We start from the raw sequence: 15,792 nt of genomic DNA on the forward strand, positions 1-15,792 counted from the left end.
TATCTTGCTATATTTGGTGCAGAACCAATACATAGTTGCCTATTAAGCACAGTTACTTTTTTTTAAACTAAATAACCTAACCCACAGGAATACCTAATTTCTGTACATTAAAGTAACTGTTATGAATAACACTAAGGTAACTGACGCTTCGCTCGTTCGTGATTATCTTGATGGAAATGAAAACGCACTTGGCGCCCTCATCACTCGTCACCAACATCGTATTTACAGTTTTATTTTTTCAAAGGTCTATGACCGGGATATCGCTGAAGATATCTTCCAGGACACTTTCATCAAAGTGATCCGGACCTTGAAAAGAGGAAAATATAATGAAGAAGGTAAATTTCTTCCCTGGGTAATGCGAATTGCCCATAATCTTGTCATCGATCATTTTAGAAGAAACAAAAGAATGCCCAAATTTGATAATAGTGGGGATTTCAATATTTTTTCTGTTTTGAGTGATGGAGATCTTAATGCGGAAAAACAATTGATTAAAGATCAGATCGAATGTGATGTTCAGGAATTGATCAAGGAACTACCTGCAGATCAGCTAGAAGTTTTGACCATGCGTATATATAAAGACATGAGTTTTAAAGAAATTTCTGAACGCACCGGAGTTAGTATAAATACTGCTTTGGGAAGAATGCGTTACGCATTGATCAATTTGAGAAAGATTATCGAGAAGAGAAATTTAATTTTAACTAATTAATAGAAACAATATCCCCCCGTTTGTAACGTTATTCTATAAAACCATCATAAAATAATACCAAATGGGGAAACTTTACTTTAAAAAATCTTCGAAAGAAGAAAAAATTAATCGTCCACAACCAAAAAAAGAGACTATAGAGTTTCTTTTGAATTATTCAAAAGCACTTAGTGTAATTGAGTATAAGAAGATGAAGTTTGAAACGCTTATGAATTAATTTATAAAAAGACCTGTGTTATTAGCCTACAGGTCTTTTTTATTTCTTTTTCTTCAAGTATTCTTTTATTACAGATTTTCTTCCAATGGTTTTGGTAATGATGTCCTTTTCAAGATCCCATGCTCTTGCAGGTGAGTATTGCCTTCCATACCATATTATCTGAAGGTGCAACTTATTCCAGAGATCTTTAGGGAATAATCTTTTTGCATCCTTTTCAGTTTGCGTTACATTTTTTCCGTTACTTAAATTCCAGCGATACATAAGTCTGTGGATATGTGTGTCCACAGGAAAAGCGGGAATATTGAAAGCCTGGGAAATTACCACACTAGCAGTTTTATGTCCAACGGCAGGTAATTCTTCTAAAGCCTCCATATCTGCAGGAACCTCTCCATTATATTTTTCTATCAGGATCTTAGATAAACCATGGATACCCTTGGATTTCATTGGAGATAATCCTACCGGTTTTATGATCTCTCGAATTTCTTCCACAGATAACTTTACCATTTTATGAGGAGTATCAGCAATCTCGAAAAGAATCGGTGTTATCTCATTCACCTTGACATCTGTGCTTTGAGCAGATAGCAAGACGGCAATCAATAATGTATAGGGGTCTTTATGATCTAAAGGGATTGGAATCTCTGGGTAAATATCATTTAACGTATCAATAACGAACTGTACCTTTTCCTGTTTGGTCATAAAGCTTTAAATTTATTGGCAAAAGTAATAATTATGACAACATTGAAAGAAGGGGATGAGGCTCCCGATTTTAAAGCTGAAGATCAGGATGGGAATGAGATCAAATTATCTGATTATAAAGGTAAAAAGTTAGTCTTATTTTTCTATCCGAAGGCTAGTACTCCGGGGTGTACAGCGGAAGCTTGCAACCTAAGCGATAATTATGATGTAATGAAAAAGAAAGGATATGAGATCCTTGGAGTAAGCGCTGACTCTAAAAAAAGACAACAGAATTTCAAAAATAAGTATGACTTTAAATATCCGCTACTAGCAGATGAGGATAAAGAGGTTATCAATGCTTATGGTGTTTGGGGACCTAAGAAATTCATGGGTAAGGAATATGACGGAATTCACAGAACTACCTTTATTATTGATGAAGAGGGAAAGATAGAGGAAGTGATCAAAAAAGTGAAGACCAAAGAACATGCGGAGCAGATCCTGGAATAGATTAAATATTTACAGTTAAAAAGACGGGTAAAATCTACTCGTCTTTTTTAATGTAAGCATTTTGAATTGTAGCTGTACTATCACAATTCTCGATCTCTAATTCCAGAATATTGTTTTCAGGACCTCCTGAGATATAATAAATATTACATGGTTCAGCATCTGTATTACTTCTATTGAAATCGACATCGCCATCCTTTAGAATTTCAGATACCATTGACGTGTCAATATTATTGGTTTGAAAGAACTCCATCGAGCTTTCAGAAAATCTTCTTTCCTTGATCTTAATATTCTTCAGAACCCTGGCATTTGGAGAGTAATCACAAGATGTTTTTTTTCCGCCTAAAAAGAAAAGTAAAATAACAATTCCAAAAAAAAGCCCCAGCCCATAATAGGCAAGGCGATGCACAAACTTCATACTTAAAAGATCAAAAGATTTATATCCCGATAGGAAAGATTGAACCAGTCTGCAATAGATTTGCTGGTTAAAATTCCATGGTAAAAATACAAACCATTGCGTAAACCTCTATCAAATCTCAAGGTATTTTCAAGTCCGCCTTCCTCTCCAATATGTAAGAGATAAGGAGTGAAAATATTACTGATTGAAAGCGAAGAGGTTCGGGCATATCTTGAAGGAATATTTGGGACACAATAATGAATCACATTATGTTTAGTGAAAATAGGATTATCGTGAGAAGTAATTTCGCTGGTTTCTACACAGCCACCCATATCTATACTTACATCAATGATGACCGCTCCACGTTTCATAGACTGTACCATTTCTTCAGTAACTAGAATAGGGGACCGGTCTTTACCTCTTACCGCTCCAATAACCACATCTGCACGTTTTAAAGCTTTAGAAAGGTTCTTTGGCTGAATAGTGCTTGTGTAAAAGGTATTTCCCAGGTTGGCCTGGATATTTCTTAATTTGGTTAGGGAACTATCAAAAACCTTTACGCTGGCTCCAAGACCTATCGCAGATCTCGTTGCAAATTCACCCACCGTTCCTGCACCAATTATAACGATTTCTACTGGAGGAACCCCACTAATATTACCAAACATTAGTCCGTTACCCTCGGCATGATTGCTCATGATCTCTGAAGAAATTAAAACCGAAGCAGTTCCTGCGATCTCACTTAAGGCTCTAACAATCGGGTAACTACCATCATCATCTTTAATAAATTCAAAGCCAAGGGCAGTAATTCTTTTCTCTGCCAGTTTTTGAAAATACTCTTTACACTGAGTTTTTATCTGAAGCGCAGAGATTAATATAGTTTGAGGGTTTATATATGAAAGTTCTTCAATGGATGGCGGTTCGATCTTTAAAATCGTTGGGCAGGAGAATACTTTTCGGGTATCTTTAGTGATCTCAGCACCGGCATCAGAATAATCTTTATCGCTGAATCTAGCCCATTTCCCTGCACCAGATTCTATCATGACTCTATGACCATGAGCCGTGATTGCAGCCACAGCATCCGGACTTAAACAAATTCGTTTTTCCTGATAGGCGGTCTCTTTTGGAATTCCTATAAAAAGCTCACCCTTACGCTTATAGATCTCGAGGGTTTCTTCTTGTGGTATTAGTTGAGCCTTCGTAAAAGGTGATACCTGCTGTTTTCCCATGTAAATATGTTAAAGCAGTTAAATTACAACTAAATTAATAAAATGAAGAATATTGATTTATAGTTTGCGGTAGTAGTCTTCAATTAGTAGGTTAGACTCTTCTAATTCTTCCATATCTTCATCTTCCTGAAAATATTTGATCTCTTTAAGATCTTTATCTGAAATTGGAGAAAATACTGAGATTTCCGTTTCATCTAATTCTGATAAATCGATTCCATAAATTTTGTCAAAGATTTTAATACGAACTAAATAAACTATGGAAAGTATTATTATGAAAAAAGGAGCCATAAAAACTAAATCTCCGCTATCCATTGCAATAACATCTAAATATACATCTTCATAAAAAACGGAAATTAATTGATAGCCGTACATTATTAATGGAACCAATATTACATGATACCACCAATGTTTACATGTAAAAAACCAGATTAGAAGAAGAATTAACGGAACAATTTTGCTTGAATATGTCCAAGCTGCAGTAAGAACATCTTCATAATACTTGCTCTCATACGTAAATAAAGAAGTTTCCCAAACGCGGCCGTTTGGGAAAATTTCATATATATAAAATAAATAAGGTGAAAAGGCTATAATTATAGCAAGTATACTACCCGTTAGTAGGAACTTTGATGAGTCTTCTGTCGACAGCTTGCTTTTTAATTTCATCTTTATTAGTATCGTTATCTGTAGTTGAAGTTACAAAAAAACTAGCTCCAAATATTGCTGCTGCGAAAAGTACTGCTTTAAGTTTCATAATTATAGGTTTTAAAAGTTGTTGTTTCGTTCTGTTTTCTGAGACAAACATATAACAACTTAAAATCCTGTCAGTTAAAACATTAGTTGTACTTTTGCAGCTTTTTTTCAGGTAAAAAATCGCCTGAAAATCGCAATTTGAACTTTAAATATGTTAGGTTAAATTTATTTATAAATCGTTCAATGAATATAATTTCCAATTTTAACTTTATAAAACAATTGTAAAAGTAAAAAAATTCTTACAATAAGTTTTGTGCTTCTATTTTCCCTGTTTTTCGTTTTGTTAACAAAACTTTAACTTTCTTGTTTCTTCTGATTCTACCTGAAGTAGCAATTTTTGGGTGTTTTCCCCTAGTAAATTTTCAATTTTTTCCGGCCATTCTATCAAATTCCAACTTTCTGACTCCAGGTAATCTTCAATACCCATGTCTAAAGCTTCAGTTTCATCCTCGATCCTGTAAAAATCGAAATGAAAAACAGATCCTTCCTCTGACTCGTAATGGTTCACTAATGAAAACGTGGGACTGGAGGCTGTATCTTGTACGCCAAGTGCCTTAACCAACTCTTTAATAAGAGTAGTTTTTCCTGCACCCATTTCGCCGTAAAAAAGCAAAGTTTTGCTTTTGGTATTTTTTAGAATATAATCTACGGCTACATCCAGTTCTTGAAGTCTATAGGTTAACTCCATAATATCAATATGTCAGATTTGGGACTGTAAATATATGTAAAAAATAATTATACCACCACAGGTAACTGAATATCAGGATGATACAATTATTTTTTATGTTTTTAATCGATGAAATGTGTATTTTATCGATTATTTAGGATTCAGGACTACAAAGGGAATTACGACTTCCTCTAAAGAGACCCCGCCATGCTGAAAAGTGTTCTTGTAATAACTTACGTAGTGATTGTAATTATTGGGGTAGGCAAAGAATAGATCTTCCTTAGCGAAAATATAAGAACTACTCATATTTATTGTAGGAAGATAAACAGACTTAGGGTTCTCTATCGCAAGTACTTCTTTGTTTTCATATGTAAGGCTTTTGCCTGTTTTATATCTCAAATTCAAACTGGTATTCTTATCGCCTATAACTTTTGATGGATTTTTCACGTTAATAGTTCCATGGTCTGTAGTAATGATAAGTTTGAAACCAGATTGCTGTGCTTTCTGGATTATCTCCAGTAAAGGTGAATTTTTAAACCAGCTTTGGGTTAAGCTTCGATAGGATTTGTCATTTGAAGCCAATTCCTTGATCACTTCCATCTCGGTCTTTGAATGGGAGAGCATATCCACAAAATTATATACAACTACCGTAAGATCATTGGATTTCTGAGTTTTGAAATTATCTACCAGTTTTTTTCCTGCTTTAAGACTGCTAATCTTATGATATTCGTAATTCAGGTCTTCTCCCAGTCGCTTTAACTGTTCCTCCAGGAATTGTGATTCATAAAGATTTTTCCCGCCCTCTTCGGTATCATTTTTCCAGTATTTTGGAAAAAGCTTTTCCATTTCACTGGGCATAAGTCCTGAAAAGATCGCATTTCGTGCATATTGAGTGGCAGTTGGTAAAATGCTATAATAGGCGCTTTCCTTTTCTTTCTTGTAAAAAGGATTAATTATTGGTTCCAGTACTTTCCATTGGTCATACCTTAAATTGTCAACTACTACTAATAAAGTAGGTTGCTCCATATTGATCTCTGGGAGGATCTTTTTTCTGAACAAGGTATGAGACATTACTGGTGGTTCTGCGTCTTTCTCAAACCAACTCTGGTAATTCTTCGAAATGAATTTGAAGAATTGATTATTTGCTTCCTGTTTCTGTGATTCCAGAATCTCCACCATGCTGGAATCTTCTATATCTTCAAGTTGAATTTCCCAGTAAACCAATTTCTGATAAAGCTCTGCCCATTCTTCATAAGAATTTACCTGGGACATTTCCATGGCGATCTTCCTGAATTCCTGCTGGTAGTTGGAAGTGGTCTTTTCTGAAATCAGTCTGGAATGATCAAGGTTCTTTTTTATGCTTAGAAGGATCTGATTTGGATTTACAGGTTTTATAAGGTAATCGGCTATTTTAGAGCCAATGGCTTCCTCCATAATATATTCCTCCTCACTCTTGGTGATCATTACAATCGGAATGGTCTCTCGTTTTTCCTTGATCTCGGCAAGAGTTTCCAGACCGGTTAAACCTGGCATATTCTCATCTAAAAAAACAATATCAAAATTTTCGTTTTCAATCTGTTCCAATGCTTCCGTACCACTTTTACTGGTAGTAACTTCGTAATTCCGGCTTTCTAAAAACATGATATGAGGTTTTAGCAAGTCGATTTCGTCGTCCACCCATAAAATTTTGATATTATTCATATAGTTTTATTGTATTTGTAATTTATATAAATATGTAATTTTCCACTAGTATCTTACTTGATAATAAGAATTTACCGTGGCTCATTTCATATATGTATCTTTGTTTAGAATTTTAGAAAAATAAAGCTTGGCTTCACAAACTAAACTCAAAATATTAAACGATCCAATTTACGGTTTTATTACCATCCCGAACGAGCGGATCTTTAGAATAATTGAACATCCTTACTTTCAAAGATTGCGCCGAATATCTCAAATGGGTCTTTCATACCTTGTTTATCCAGGAGCGCATCACACCAGGTTTCATCATGCTTTAGGTTGTGTCCATTTAATGCAGAAAGCCGTGCGGGTGCTTAAGTACAAGGGTGTTGAGATCTCTGATGCGGAAGAGGAAGCCTTGCTAACAGCTATTTTAATGCATGATATAGGACATGGTCCTTTTAGTCATGCTATGGAGCATAGTCTAGTGGAAGGTGTTGACCATGAGACCATTTCATTGCTTTTCATGGAAAAGATGAATTCAAACTTTAACCAAAGTTTAACTCTGGCTATCAAGATATTCAAGGGTACGTATGAACGCAAGTTCATGAACCAGTTAATCTCGAGTCAGATGGATATGGATCGCCTGGATTACCTTAAAAGAGATAGTTTTTATTCGGGCGCGGTGGAAGGAAATATAAATAGTGAGCGTTTGATCACTATGCTTAATGTGGTTAATGATGAACTGGTAGTTGAGGAAAAAGGCATCTATTCCGTAGAAAAATTCCTTATAGGCCGAAGGTTGATGTACTGGCAGGTTTACCTGCATAAAACTAGCCTGGTAGCAGAACAATTATTAATACGTGTGCTTAAAAGAGCTAAAGAACTAATTCAGCAAGGCCAGGTTCTGCACGCAAGTGGCTCCTTGATGTACTTCTTGAAAAATAAGGTGACCAGGGAGGATTTTGATGATGAGACCTTAAATATGTTCGCAAGGCTGGATGACAATGATGTGATCTCTGCTATGAAAGAATGGATGTATGCAGACGATTTTGTGCTTAGTAATCTTTGTGAAATGATAATTAACAGGAATCTTCTAAAAGTAAAGATTAAAAAGAAAAAACCTTCCAAAGAAAAATTGGAAAAGCGATCGCTGGCACTGCAGAAAAAATATGATATTTCTGAAAAGGAAGCTTCTTACTTTGTATTCGAAGGGAAAATCGCAAACTTAGCCTATAAGAGAGAAAAGGATAATATAAATATCCTCCATAAGAACGGAAAGATCAACGACGTAGTCAAGGTTTCAGATCAATTCAATTTAAAAGCCCTCACAAATACCGTTACTAAATACTATATGTGTTATCCAAAAGTTAAAGATTAACTCATTTTTTTTACTTTTGCCAGAATGAAATTTACAGCAGAGCAAATAGCCGAGATATTAGAAGGTAAGGTTGAGGGCAATCCTGAAGCCGAAGTTTCTGAGCTTGCCAAGATCGAGGAAGGTGCTGAAGGATCACTAACTTTCCTTAGTAATCCTAAATATACCTCCTTTCTATATACAACTAATGCTTCTATTACCATCGTAAATGATGATTTTGAAGTAGAGCAACCGGTTAATACAACGCTCATAAAAGTAAAGGATGCCTACAAGGCTTTCTCTACTTTGTTGGAATACTATAATCAGATCAAGCTAAATAAGTCTGGAATAGAAAATCCTAGTCATGTGTCAGATTCTGCTGAATATGGTGAAGGCTTATATTTAGGTTCATTTTCTTACGTAGGAGAAAATGTGAAGATCGGAAAAAATGTTAAGGTCTATCCCAATGTATATATAGGAGATAATGTAAAAATTGGTGATAATGTGACCATTTTTGCAGGAGTAAAGATATATTCTGAAACCCTTATTGGTAATGACGTCACCATTCATAGTGGTGCGATCCTTGGTGCTGATGGTTTTGGATTTAGCCCAGGCGAAACAGGAGAATACAGTAAGGTACCTCAAATAGGAAATGTCATCATTGAAGATCATGTGGATATTGGAGCCGCAACTACAATAGACAGGGCTACATTGGGCTCTACAATCATAAGAAAAGGAGTGAAGTTGGATAATCATATTCAAATAGCTCATAATGTTGAAATTGGTGAAAACACAGCGATCGCTGCTCAGACGGGAATTGCCGGTTCTACCAAGATCGGGAAGAACTGTCTTATTGGAGGCCAGGTAGGAATTGCCGGTCACCTCACCATAGGAAATCGTGTGAAGATCCAGGCGCAATCAGGAATTGGGCGGGATATTAAAGACGATGAAATGTTACAAGGTTCACCTGCAATTGGGTATAGCGATTATAACAAATCCTATATACATTTTAAGAACCTGCCTCGAACTATGAATATAATACACCAACTCGAAAAAAAAATGAATAATGGCTGATAGAAATTTACAGCAACGGACAATCAGGGAAGAAGTTTCTCTTGAAGGTGTTGGCCTGCATACTGGTAAAGAAGTGAAGCTTACTTTTAAACCGGCACCTGAAAATACTGGTTATGTATTTAGAAGGGTAGACCTTGAAGGTAGCCCGGAAGTTGAGGCTGATGTAAGTTATGTGGTTAATACCCAGAGAGGTACTAATCTAGATAAGAATGGGGTTTCCATTCAAACTTCAGAGCATGTCCTGGCTGCTTGTGTTGGTTTAGAAATAGACAACCTTTATATTGAATTAAATGCTTCTGAACCTCCAATTATGGATGGTTCTTCCAAATTTTTCGTTGAGGCTTTAGAAAAAGCAGGTACGGTAGAGCAGGAGGCAGAACGCGAAGAATATGTTGTAGATCAGATTATTTGCTATCGTGACGAGAACGGAAGTGAAATAATCGCAATGCCTGCAGATGAATACCAAGTGACCACTATGGTGGATTTCGGAACAAAGGTTCTTGGAACGCAGAACGCTTCCATAGAACATTTATCTGAATTCAAAACCGAAATAGCCGATGCCAGAACTTTCAGCTTCTTGCACGAAATAGAAACATTATTGGAGCATGGCCTAATAAAAGGAGGGGACCTTAATAATGCGATCGTTTACGTTGATAAAGAGATCAGTGAAGAAACACTGAAGAAACTAAGGGTAGCATTCAACAGAGACCAGATATCTGTTAAGCCTAATGGAATACTGGATAACTTAACCTTACATTATCCTAACGAAGCTGCCAGACATAAATTATTAGATGTACTTGGAGATGTAGCATTGGTTGGTACCAGAATTAGAGGTAAGATCATTGCCACTAAACCGGGTCATCATGTAAATACCGAATTTGCTAAAAAACTGGCCAAGGTTATTAAGGCAGAGAAAAGGAATAATGTTCCTAAAATAGATCTTTCGCAACCACCATTGATGGATGTGAATGATATAATGGATACCTTGCCGCACAGATCACCATTTTTACTTGTAGATAAGATCTATGAGTTGACCGATACGCATGTGATCGGGATGAAGAACGTAACTATGAACGAGCCGTTCTTCGTAGGGCACTTCCCTGGAAAACCTGTGATGCCAGGTGTTCTTCAGGTAGAAGCAATGGCTCAAACCGGTGGGATACTAGCTTTGAAGTCTGTTCCAGATCCTGAGAACTACCTTACCTTCTTTATGAAGATCGATAATGTAAAATTCAAAAGACAGGTAGTACCAGGAGATACACTTATATTTAAATTAGAATTATTAGCTCCAATAAGGAGAGGTATTTGTCAAATGCAGGGATATGCATATGTAAACGGGCAACTTGCCACTGAAGCCATCTTAATGGCACAAATAGTTAAATCAAAATAAATAGCATGAACCAACCCTTAGCATACGTACATCCGGGAGCGAAAATTGCAAAGAATGTTGTAATTGAACCTTTTGCGACGATACATAATAACGTGGTGATTGGAGAAGGTACCTGGATTGGTTCCAATGTGAGTATTATGGAAGGCGCCAGGATCGGGAAGAATTGCAGTATTTTTCCAGGCGCAGTAATTTCTGCAGTGCCACAGGATAAAAAATTCAACGATGAGGATACTCTTACCGTGATTGGTGATAACACTACCATTAGAGAGTGTGTTACAATCAACAGAGGTACTACAGATCGAATGAAGACTGTAATTGGTAATAATTGCTGGATCATGGCTTATTGCCATATCGCTCACGATTGTATCGTAGGGGATAATTGCATATTTTCAAATAACAGTACTCTTGCGGGACACATCAATGTTGGGGAGTATGTTATCTTAGCCGGAATGGCAGCGATTCAGCAGTTTTGCAGTATCGGGAAACATGCTTTTGTAACCGGGGGGTCTTTGGTAAGAAAAGATGTTCCTCCTTTTGTAAAGGCAGGACGGGAACCTTTAAGTTATGTAGGGATCAATTCAATAGGTCTAAGACGTCGAGGATTTACGACTGAAAAGATTCGGGAGATCCAGGATATTTATAGAATACTGTACCAGAAAAATTATAATAACTCTCAAGCCGTGGCGATTATTGAAGCAGAAATGCAAGCAACAGCGGAAAGAGACGAAATATTAGAATTCATTAAAAACTCACAAAGAGGTATCATGAAAGGATACTTCAGCTCAAATTAAAATATTAAAATGGCTACAACCAGCGATATTAGAAACGGACTTTGTATTAGATATAACCATGATATTTATAAGATCACGGAATTTTTGCATGTTAAACCAGGAAAAGGTCCGGCATTCGTAAGAACAAAGCTAAAAAGCGTTACTACAGGAAAAGTTCTTGAAAATACATTTTCCGCAGGTCATAAAATCGAAGATATTAGAGTTGAAACTCATAAGTTTCAATTTCTTTATGAAGATGGTGAATTCTGGCATTTCATGAACGTCGAAGACTATACTCAGATTCGACTGACTGAAAATGCCCTGGATATGCCTAAACTTCTGAAGGAAGGTGAAGTTGTAACTATTCTTATCAATACAGAAGATAATATGCCGCTTTCTGTAGAGATGCCTGCAAGTGTTGTTCTTGAAGTTACTCATACAGAGCCTGGAGTGAAAGGAAATACGGCTACAAACGCAACTAAACCTGCAACTGTTGAAACTGGTTTCGAAGTGAACGTTCCTTTATTTATTAACGAAGGAGACAAGATAAAGATCGAGACAGAAAAGGGAACCTACAAAGAAAGAATCAAGGAATAATTTATTATTAATGAAATTCCCTCGTAAACATTCCCTTAAAGAAATAGCAGAGCTAATAGATTGTACTTTCATTGGTGACCCTGAGTTCCCGGTATTGGGAATGAATGAGATCCACGTGGTTACCCCTGGTGATATTGTATTCGTGGATCACCCTAAGTATTATGATAAAGCTCTGGAATCTGCAGCTACCATAGTTTTAATAAACAAAGAAGTAGATTGTCCTGAGGGGAAGGCTTTACTTGTTTCAGAAGATCCATTCAGGGATTTCAATAAACTTACCAGGCACTTTAAACCATTTAAGGGAGCAGATGTAGCAGTTCCAGATTCGGTTGAAATAGGTGAGGGAACCTTTTTGCAGCCTAACGTGGTGCTCGGAAATAATGTTAAGATTGGAAAAAATTGTTTGATCCATGCCAATGTAAATATTGGAGATAATTGTATTATTGAAGATAATGTGATCATTCACGCGGGAACTGTTTTGGGTGGCGATGCATTTTACTATAAAAAACGTCCTTCAGGTTTTGACAAATTATTGTCTGGTGGACGGGTATTGGTTAAAAGCAATGTAGAGATAGGATCTAATTGTTCCATAGACCGCGGAGTTACCGGGGACACTATAATAGGTGAAGGCTCAAAATTGGATAATCTTATCCAGATTGGCCATGATACTGTAATTGGGAAACAATGTCTTATTGCTTCGCAAGTTGGAATTGCCGGCTGCGTTGTAGTAGAGGATGATGTAACTATCTGGGGCCAGGTTGGGATTAGAAGCGATGTTACTATTGCTACTGGAACTGTATTAATGGCACAATGTGGTGTTTCAAAAGATACTACACCTAATACAACTTATTGGGGCACACCTTTTGGAGAGGTACGTACTAAACTGAAAGAATATGCGGCAATCAAAAAATTGCCGGAGATTGTAAAAAACTTAAAATAAGTATACTATGGGTTTGAGAACAAAAGAAATTGTAAAGAAATTCTATGAATCCAATTTCTATAAGGATGAAGATGTGCTAAGAAGTTATCTGCATCCCGATGTTGAACTTTCCTGGTATGGTACCACTGGTATGAAAAAATTGAACCTTGAGGGAATTGCTCAAATAAGCGAGCAATTAGCTAAATCCTTTGATTCCCTTAGAGCAGAAGTGGAGAAAGTAGTTGCGAAAAGTGATAATGTAGCTATCCATTTCACATACCACGTAAGAACAATAGAAAACCCTGAAGAAGAAATGCCTCTGGCGCATTTTATCGCAATTTGGGAATTACAAGATGGAAAGCTATATAGGGGAGTCCAGATTAGCCAGCTGGGAGAGGAGATCGATGAAAATCCCTGGAATTAAACAAAATTGATTCTATTTATATATAACCTCTGACATTTCAGAGGTTTTTTTATTTATTTTAATTCTACGTTTGTAGAATAAGATATTTTGTTCTACATTTGTAGAGTAAATAAATATTTATGGAACTTTCTAATTCAGAAGAACAATTAATGCAGATCCTTTGGAAGAAGGAAAAAGCATATATGAAAGATCTCGTGGAGGAGTATCCGGAACCAAAACCGGCTTTAACTACGGTAGCAACCTTGCTGAAACGTATGCAGGATAAAAACTTTGTTGGCTACACCAAGCAGGGAAGGTCCAGGGAATATTTTCCGAAAGTGAAAAAGAAGGATTATTTCTCTAAGCAAATGAGCGGGATGATTAAGAATTTTTTCAACGATTCCGCTTCGCAGTTCGCATCGTTTTTCACAAGTGAAACTGATCTTTCTGAAGAAGAGCTTAAGGAGATCCGTAAATTAATAGACGAAAGAATTAAAAATAAATAGAATGTTGATCTATTTACTTAAATCGGGATTATGCCTGCTGGTTTTATTCAGCTTTTATAAGTTTTTCCTTGAAAATGAAAATTTTCATAAGGTTAAGCGTATCTACTTATTAGCTGCATTATTCCTATCCTTTTCTTTGCCGCTAATTACCTTTACTTATGAAGTAGAAGTGCCGGCTCCTTCCACCGGTGGAGAGTTTGAGGAAGTTAATTTTACTGACCGGAATTCTAAAGATTCATGGATCAATTGGCAGATATTATTATATGGCGCGGCGGGTATTTACCTGGCAGGATTATTTTTCTTTGGATATCGGTTTTATAAAAATTTACGATCCCTTTTAAAGGAAGCAAACAGTAATGAACGTCTCACAGAACTCAACTATATCTATATACTGCTGGGGCAAAAACTGGATCCCTATTCATTTTTCAATTATATATTTCTGAATAAAACCGAATTTAAAAATGATAAAATTTCTGAAGCGGTTATTGAGCATGAAAAGGCTCATGTAGATCAAAGGCATTCCTTAGATCTCGTATTTATTGAAATACTTCAGATCATTTTCTGGTTCAACCCAATATTTTTCTGGATCAAAAGGTCTATCAAATTAAATCATGAATTTCTAGCAGATAAAGAAGTTCTCTCCAAAGATTTCAATGCTTTAGAATATTCAAATATTCTATTTAATTACAGTTCGGGCTATCATCACAATACCTTATCAAGCCCAATAAATCATTCATTAATCAAAAAACGAATTATCATGATCACTAAAGATTTTTCAATTAAAAAACTCCTTTTGAGAGCGGGACTTTTTGTGCCTGTATTAGGTTGCTGTATTTTCTTTTTCAATAATGAAATAATAGCGAAACCAGTATATATTTCTGAAAAGAGTCCAGCAAATTTAAAAACTTCGGAATTACCATTTTTGGAATCTAATACCGAATATCAACCGGTTGACATAGCAAATAAACAATCTGTCTACCAGCAACCAGATCTAAGGATCAAAGTTGAGAACGAGAAGGTCTGGATAAATGGCAAAGCCACAAAACCTGGGAATTTTGCTGAGGAGATTGATGCAGTGACTTCAAAATTAAAGGATGAAGAACTAATGGACGTTAGCATTAATTTGAAAACTTCTAATGCAGTTGATGGATTTATGGAAGAACTGGATAGAGAGTTTAAAAAAACCAGGCTAGCCAAAGTAACAGGAAGAAATATTCTACCTCCGCCACCACCATTACCACCTTCTCCTGCAGAGATAGGGCAGGTTCCGCCTCCGCCACCTCCACCGCCTCATCCAGAGCATAATGGATTACTGGAGGATAAACTTGACCATGAGGAAAGAATGAAGATTCCTCATAGGGAACATTCAGCTAATTTTAAAGAAGACAGGGAGAGATTGGCAAAGGAAAGGGCGGCGTTGAGATCTAAAGAAGCTGAATTGAGAAAGCTGGAAAGACAGTTAAATAATGACCAGAAACTTTCTGAAACCGAAAAACAGCGAATACTGCGTGATCAGGCCAGGGAAAGAGCACGTGTGGAGGAAATTGAGTTGAGGATGGAGCAAAAACAGAAAGAACTTGAAGAGAGACAGGAAGAGATGGAAAGAAGGCAGATTGAAGCTGAAAAAAGACATCAAAATAAATCTGAAGCACATTCTTCAAGGAATAATGGAGATTCAAATGTTCTAACTGAAGATGTAAATAATGAGAATGGCTTTGTTGTAAAAACCACTGCTAGTAAAGAGAAATCAATCACGAAGTATCCAAAAGATGCTGTTTATTTTTTAAATGATAACGAAATAAGTTATCAAAAAGCAATGAAAATTATAAAGGAAGGCAAAGCAAAACAGATAGATATCAGGAAAATTTCTGAAAATAAAGATGCAGTTAAAATTTATATATAACCATAAAGAAAGAAAGATTGAAAGCCGGGAAATTCCCGGCTTCTTTTTTTAAAGTAT

The 15,792-nt window shown here is 36.2% G+C and carries 17 protein-coding genes; 11 read left to right on the plus strand and 6 right to left on the minus strand.

Annotated features, from left to right (window positions below):
* The first annotated feature begins 121 nt into the window (after positions 1-121).
* Positions 122-706, plus strand: a complete 585-nt coding sequence (locus G3I01_RS12620) for a sigma-70 family RNA polymerase sigma factor (RefSeq protein ID WP_219548398.1) — start codon at positions 122-124, stop codon at positions 704-706.
* A gap of 253 nt (positions 707-959) precedes the next feature.
* Here the strand turns inward: G3I01_RS12620 and nth are convergent, their stop codons facing one another.
* A complete protein-coding gene (gene nth / locus G3I01_RS12625) occupies positions 960-1,616 on the minus strand; it encodes an endonuclease III (RefSeq protein WP_219548400.1) in 657 nt (218 codons plus the stop codon).
* Positions 1,617-1,649: 33 nt separating this feature from the next.
* On the opposite strand from nth, the gene bcp reads away from it, so the two are divergent.
* Entirely contained in the window at positions 1,650-2,102 is a 453-nt protein-coding gene (gene bcp / locus G3I01_RS12630) for a thioredoxin-dependent thiol peroxidase (protein ID WP_219548403.1), read from the plus strand.
* Between the two features lie 34 nt (positions 2,103-2,136).
* Here bcp and G3I01_RS12635 read toward each other — a convergent pair whose 3' ends face one another.
* From G3I01_RS12635 to G3I01_RS12655, 5 genes are all read right to left on the minus strand, one after another.
* The gene (locus tag G3I01_RS12635; protein ID WP_219548406.1) at positions 2,137-2,517 is read right to left on the minus strand and encodes a hypothetical protein; all 381 of its coding nucleotides are present in this window, start codon (positions 2,515-2,517) and stop codon (positions 2,137-2,139) included.
* 2 nt (positions 2,518-2,519) lie between these two features.
* Entirely contained in the window at positions 2,520-3,722 is a 1,203-nt protein-coding gene (locus tag G3I01_RS12640) for an alanine dehydrogenase (RefSeq protein ID WP_219548409.1), read from the minus strand.
* 57 nt (positions 3,723-3,779) lie between these two features.
* A complete protein-coding gene (locus G3I01_RS12645) occupies positions 3,780-4,385 on the minus strand; it encodes a hypothetical protein (protein WP_219548411.1) in 606 nt (201 codons plus the stop codon).
* 370 nt (positions 4,386-4,755) lie between these two features.
* Complete coding sequence (tsaE, locus tag G3I01_RS12650; protein ID WP_219548422.1) at positions 4,756-5,160, minus strand: tRNA (adenosine(37)-N6)-threonylcarbamoyltransferase complex ATPase subunit type 1 TsaE; 405 nt, start codon at positions 5,158-5,160, stop codon at positions 4,756-4,758.
* Positions 5,161-5,289: 129 nt separating this feature from the next.
* On the minus strand, positions 5,290-6,840 hold the full coding sequence (locus G3I01_RS12655) for a PglZ domain-containing protein (RefSeq protein ID WP_219548425.1): 1,551 nt from the start codon (positions 6,838-6,840) through the stop codon (positions 5,290-5,292).
* Between the two features lie 127 nt (positions 6,841-6,967).
* Between G3I01_RS12655 and G3I01_RS12660 the strand changes: the two genes are divergently transcribed.
* The 9 genes from G3I01_RS12660 (at position 6,968) to G3I01_RS17200 (ending at position 15,735) form a co-directional block, all read left to right on the plus strand.
* Complete coding sequence (locus G3I01_RS12660; protein ID WP_219548428.1) at positions 6,968-8,197, plus strand: HD domain-containing protein; 1,230 nt, start codon at positions 6,968-6,970, stop codon at positions 8,195-8,197.
* A gap of 24 nt (positions 8,198-8,221) precedes the next feature.
* A complete protein-coding gene (lpxD, locus tag G3I01_RS12665) occupies positions 8,222-9,247 on the plus strand; it encodes a UDP-3-O-(3-hydroxymyristoyl)glucosamine N-acyltransferase (RefSeq protein ID WP_219548431.1) in 1,026 nt (341 codons plus the stop codon).
* Positions 9,240-10,637 carry a bifunctional UDP-3-O-[3-hydroxymyristoyl] N-acetylglucosamine deacetylase/3-hydroxyacyl-ACP dehydratase gene (locus G3I01_RS12670; protein ID WP_219548434.1) on the plus strand — a complete coding sequence of 466 codons (1,398 nt, stop codon included), beginning with the start codon at positions 9,240-9,242 and terminating at the stop codon, positions 10,635-10,637. Before lpxD ends, G3I01_RS12670 begins: the two co-directional genes overlap by 8 nt.
* Before the next feature lie 5 nt (positions 10,638-10,642).
* Entirely contained in the window at positions 10,643-11,428 is a 786-nt protein-coding gene (gene lpxA, locus G3I01_RS12675; protein WP_108171413.1) for an acyl-ACP--UDP-N-acetylglucosamine O-acyltransferase, read from the plus strand.
* Between the two features lie 9 nt (positions 11,429-11,437).
* Positions 11,438-12,004: an elongation factor P gene (efp, locus tag G3I01_RS12680; protein WP_108171414.1), complete on the plus strand. Its 567-nt coding sequence runs from the start codon at positions 11,438-11,440 to the stop codon at positions 12,002-12,004.
* 10 nt (positions 12,005-12,014) lie between these two features.
* Positions 12,015-12,944 carry a UDP-3-O-(3-hydroxymyristoyl)glucosamine N-acyltransferase gene (locus G3I01_RS12685; RefSeq protein ID WP_219548438.1) on the plus strand — a complete coding sequence of 310 codons (930 nt, stop codon included), beginning with the start codon at positions 12,015-12,017 and terminating at the stop codon, positions 12,942-12,944.
* Between the two features lie 7 nt (positions 12,945-12,951).
* On the plus strand, positions 12,952-13,347 hold the full coding sequence (locus tag G3I01_RS12690) for a nuclear transport factor 2 family protein (protein ID WP_219548440.1): 396 nt from the start codon (positions 12,952-12,954) through the stop codon (positions 13,345-13,347).
* Positions 13,348-13,466: 119 nt separating this feature from the next.
* Entirely contained in the window at positions 13,467-13,832 is a 366-nt protein-coding gene (locus tag G3I01_RS12695; protein WP_219548442.1) for a BlaI/MecI/CopY family transcriptional regulator, read from the plus strand.
* A 1-nt stretch (position 13,833) separates the two neighbouring features.
* Positions 13,834-15,735: a M56 family metallopeptidase gene (locus G3I01_RS17200; protein WP_219548444.1), complete on the plus strand. Its 1,902-nt coding sequence runs from the start codon at positions 13,834-13,836 to the stop codon at positions 15,733-15,735.
* Positions 15,736-15,792 lie beyond the last annotated feature (57 nt).

This window comes from Gramella sp. MT6 (genome assembly GCF_019357415.1).
GTDB lineage: Bacteria > Bacteroidota > Bacteroidia > Flavobacteriales > Flavobacteriaceae > Christiangramia.

Excerpts from the sequence above, each read along its gene's own strand:
- G3I01_RS12620 (WP_219548398.1), top strand. The coding sequence starts at position 122 with ATGAATAACACTAAGGTAACTGACGCTTCGCTCGTTCGTGATTATCTT.
- nth (WP_219548400.1), bottom strand. The coding sequence starts at position 1,616 with ATGACCAAACAGGAAAAGGTACAGTTCGTTATTGATACGTTAAATGAT.
- bcp (WP_219548403.1), top strand. The coding sequence starts at position 1,650 with ATGACAACATTGAAAGAAGGGGATGAGGCTCCCGATTTTAAAGCTGAA.
- G3I01_RS12635 (WP_219548406.1), bottom strand. The coding sequence starts at position 2,517 with ATGAAGTTTGTGCATCGCCTTGCCTATTATGGGCTGGGGCTTTTTTTT.
- G3I01_RS12640 (WP_219548409.1), bottom strand. The coding sequence starts at position 3,722 with ATGGGAAAACAGCAGGTATCACCTTTTACGAAGGCTCAACTAATACCA.
- G3I01_RS12645 (WP_219548411.1), bottom strand. The coding sequence starts at position 4,385 with ATGAAATTAAAAAGCAAGCTGTCGACAGAAGACTCATCAAAGTTCCTA.
- tsaE (WP_219548422.1), bottom strand. The coding sequence starts at position 5,160 with ATGGAGTTAACCTATAGACTTCAAGAACTGGATGTAGCCGTAGATTAT.
- G3I01_RS12655 (WP_219548425.1), bottom strand. The coding sequence starts at position 6,840 with ATGAATAATATCAAAATTTTATGGGTGGACGACGAAATCGACTTGCTA.
- lpxD (WP_219548431.1), top strand. The coding sequence starts at position 8,222 with ATGAAATTTACAGCAGAGCAAATAGCCGAGATATTAGAAGGTAAGGTT.
- G3I01_RS12670 (WP_219548434.1), top strand. The coding sequence starts at position 9,240 with ATGGCTGATAGAAATTTACAGCAACGGACAATCAGGGAAGAAGTTTCT.
- lpxA (WP_108171413.1), top strand. The coding sequence starts at position 10,643 with ATGAACCAACCCTTAGCATACGTACATCCGGGAGCGAAAATTGCAAAG.
- efp (WP_108171414.1), top strand. The coding sequence starts at position 11,438 with ATGGCTACAACCAGCGATATTAGAAACGGACTTTGTATTAGATATAAC.
- G3I01_RS12685 (WP_219548438.1), top strand. The coding sequence starts at position 12,015 with ATGAAATTCCCTCGTAAACATTCCCTTAAAGAAATAGCAGAGCTAATA.
- G3I01_RS12690 (WP_219548440.1), top strand. The coding sequence starts at position 12,952 with ATGGGTTTGAGAACAAAAGAAATTGTAAAGAAATTCTATGAATCCAAT.
- G3I01_RS12695 (WP_219548442.1), top strand. The coding sequence starts at position 13,467 with ATGGAACTTTCTAATTCAGAAGAACAATTAATGCAGATCCTTTGGAAG.
- G3I01_RS17200 (WP_219548444.1), top strand. The coding sequence starts at position 13,834 with ATGTTGATCTATTTACTTAAATCGGGATTATGCCTGCTGGTTTTATTC.